The organism is Streptomyces sp. NPDC001508 (assembly GCF_040298665.1).
Classification (GTDB): Bacteria; Actinomycetota; Actinomycetes; order Streptomycetales; family Streptomycetaceae; genus Streptomyces.
Genome location: NZ_JBEPAP010000143.1, coordinates 1 through 2414 on the forward strand (window position 1 = coordinate 1; position 2414 = coordinate 2414).

Consider the following 2414-nt stretch of genomic DNA (forward strand, 5'->3'; position numbering starts at 1 on the left):
AGGACCTTCGACAAGCCCTATCGTCCCAGCTCAGAGGCACTCCTCGCTTATTTGATCAACACTCGGACGGTCCCCCTCGTGAAAGCCCGAGGTTAAGGCTGCTGCCAACAGTGGTGACGCCAAGCGTGCTGCCGCCGGTAAGACGTCCCTTGCGCTCGTGGAGCTACGCAGGGCGCGGGCTGCGGCCCTCTCGTACACCAGCCACAAGCTCAGCGGGGGCAAGCGATGAGGGACCCCCTTGCCGTGCTGACGCCCTACCTGCGCTCCACCCATGAGCCGCTGAGCGCTGCTGCCCTGCGCATCCTGTCGGCGCGTGCTGCTGGCCGTGAGCCCGTGGCTGCTGACCTTGCTCTCTTCGAGGGGAATCCAACCCGGATCGTGCGGGCCGTGGCTGATCAGGTGGACGTGCCGACCGGTGCCGACCGTGCCGACGTGTACTCCGCCATTGGCACGCTGAGTGAACTTGCTGATCTCTGATGCCGTGACAGGGAGTCACCAGGGGTGGGGGGTGACCCCTTGACCCCCTGGGGACGTCGAACGCGGGGGAGGTCTCTGGGGTACGCGCCCGGTCCTAGACCTGGTTCTACACCCCACCCCCTCCGCCCAATCTGACCGAGAGTGACCCTCAATGGAAACCTACGCCGAGTACATCGCACGTTGGGAAGCTATCCCCCATTGGTGCTCCCGCTGTGAGCAAGAGAAACCCGCCCGAGAGTTCGCGCTTGAGGCTCGCCGGGGCGTTCAGCCCTGGTGTCGAGAATGCAAGACGGAATACCAGCGCGAGCGACGCAGACGACTGAAAGCTGAGGGCGGGTAGGCGCCTGCCCTATCTTCGGCTCCCGTCATCATCCAAAGCTGCTTGTGCATCTAGTACGAAGTCATCAACGGACTGCTCAAATTGCTTGGCCAGAGCGTTCACCTGCAACTGCACGCGCCTCCGCGTTTCCCGGTCGCGTTCCGCGTTACCTGTCAAGAATCTAGGGAGTGCGCTGGCATACGCCGCCATTTCATAGCCTATCCGCGCGACTCTGCGGGCAGCCTGTGCAACCTTTTTGGGTCCAGCAAGCGCAGCATCCGTCGCCTTCCTCTCGATCTCATTGACGACGCGGAATATTTCGCCGGTTTCCTCCTCGCCCATGTCATCAGGGATCACATCCGGGTCGAGAGAATAGATACCGCTCCACAAGCGCATTCGAGTGACAGAGGCGACGAACTCTTTGTAGATATTCTCGCGCGGCCCTCTTCGTTCTCTGCGATGTTCTGAACGGGCCGCAATGCGCGCCCCTTCCCGCTGAGCCCAACCTGTTGCCAGCGCTGCGCCAATCGTCGCCACGGACCCTGCCAGCGCCCCGAGTACTGCCGCCAATCCCGCATCCATGGCGCCAACTTTCCGGGCACGCGGGGCAGTTGGTCAAGCGCGTGTGCTGCTGCAACCCGGCACCCTCAGCCGGCTGAAATCCCCAGGTTTTCTGACCTGCGCGTTTGCTGCTGCCTGGCGTTGCTGTCGTGTGTGCCACCGCTAACCGTTGGGCCTCCCTGGCGCGAGCCGACATGGGGCCCTTACTCATGCCTGAAAGAACATCAGATGACCAAGAATAGAGACCTACTCGGCGCACTCGCGCTACTCGCTGCGCTGGTCGCCACGGCATCCGCCGAGTACGAACTAGCCCGAGCAGTCGGATACGGAAAGTTCGTTGCGGGATGCATTCCGGCTGCACTCGATGTCTACGCCCTGCGTGCATTCAGCGTGAAGCGCGACGTATCCGCCGTAGTCGCTGCACTGATCCTGACGAATGCGCTCGCGCACCTTGTGAGTTCCGGCCTGATTCCCGTATCCGTACCGCTGGTCATCGCTGTCAGCGCGATAGCCCCGCTCGTTCTCTGGCGCGTAAAGACGCTGAGCGCCCCGTAGAGCGCCCTGTAGCCGCACCCGTGCGTGAGCCTGCGGCGAACTTTGATCCACTCCTGCCGAAGGTTCGCGCATTCATCGAGCAGACACAGCGGGATGCGGGCAAGGCTCCGTCGCTGCGTGAGCTACAGGCGCACTTCCGCATTGGGCAGGCTCGCGCTCAGCGCATCCGTGGGCAGCTCGCCGGAGGTGCAGCATGAGCCAGCGCAGCTATGCCGAATGGCGCGCATTCTTCGCTGACAACCCGGAAGCGGCCAGCGCTCCGCTCTGAACCATGCCGACTGCCGACCAGCGGAATGCGGCTGTGGCTGCCCGTACGAGTCGCACCTACCGCGAGCACCAGCGCCGACTAGCTGAGGGCTCCACCGAGTGGATTGAGCCGCTCTCGCTGTCTCGCGTGACGGAGCCGACTAACCTCGATCTTTCGTGACGGTCCGTCGGTTTCTCTGGCGGGCCGTTTCGGTCGTCCGGGCTGATCACGGGCAGGTGTATGGCCCGGCTGTCG

General features: G+C 63.5%; 3 protein-coding genes. 2 read left to right on the forward strand and 1 reads right to left on the reverse strand.

What is annotated here, in order from left to right:
- Positions 1 to 243 precede the first annotated feature (243 nt).
- A complete protein-coding gene (locus ABT245_RS45685) occupies positions 244 to 477 on the forward strand; it encodes a hypothetical protein (RefSeq protein ID WP_351747032.1) in 234 nt (77 codons plus the stop codon).
- Between the two features lie 349 nt (positions 478 to 826).
- On the opposite strand, the gene ABT245_RS45690 is transcribed toward ABT245_RS45685, so the two are convergent.
- Positions 827 to 1378: a hypothetical protein gene (locus ABT245_RS45690; RefSeq protein ID WP_351747035.1), complete on the reverse strand. Its 552-nt coding sequence runs from the start codon at positions 1376 to 1378 to the stop codon at positions 827 to 829.
- A gap of 207 nt (positions 1379 to 1585) precedes the next feature.
- On the opposite strand from ABT245_RS45690, the gene ABT245_RS45695 reads away from it, so the two are divergent.
- Positions 1586 to 1912, forward strand: a complete 327-nt coding sequence (locus ABT245_RS45695; protein ID WP_351747038.1) for a hypothetical protein — start codon at positions 1586 to 1588, stop codon at positions 1910 to 1912.
- Positions 1913 to 2414: the final 502 nt, after the last annotated feature.

What these genes read in the sequence shown, in the direction of transcription:
- ABT245_RS45695 (WP_351747038.1), top strand. Translation starts at nt 1,586, where the DNA reads ATGACCAAGAATAGAGACCTACTCGGCGCACTCGCGCTACTCGCTGCG.
- ABT245_RS45690 (WP_351747035.1), bottom strand. Translation starts at nt 1,378, where the DNA reads ATGGATGCGGGATTGGCGGCAGTACTCGGGGCGCTGGCAGGGTCCGTG.